The organism is Candidatus Frankia nodulisporulans, from assembly GCF_902806475.1.
Lineage (GTDB): Bacteria > Actinomycetota > Actinomycetes > Frankiales > Frankiaceae > Frankia > Frankia umida.
The window spans coordinates 1-369 of the sequence record NZ_CADCWS010000571.1 but is presented as its reverse complement, the minus strand read 5'-3'; the positions used below and the strand labels follow the sequence as shown (position 1 = coordinate 369).

Below are 369 nucleotides of genomic sequence, written 5' to 3'. Positions count from 1 at the left end.
GAGACCATCATCGACGAAAACAATCTCGTACCCCTGCCGAAGACCCGTTTCCTCACCCTTGCGCGGGACAGTGAGCTGGCCCGCCTGCGGGTCACCTACGATGAGGCCTCCCGACTGTTGACAGTCCGCGACGGCGCGTCGAAACTAGTTGTTGACCTCGGCACGGACGGTGGCCGTCGGGCGGCGGAGAAGTTTATCGCCGACATCGGGATCGCCAGCCTGGACAGGCAGGTCCCAAAGCTGGTCCGAGCCTTCGGAGGTCATCGCTTTACCGACGCCGCGGTGCACTCCACCGAATACATGCACGCATTGTCGATGGTCAACTTGGCGTCGATCGACGACGTGTCGCGACGAATCGGCGTGCCGGTT

At 62.6% G+C, this 369-nt stretch carries 1 pseudogene; it reads left to right on the top strand.

From position 1 onward, the window contains the following. Positions 1-369: pseudogene (locus G6R24_RS21435) on the top strand (MOSC domain-containing protein); the annotation flags it as partial.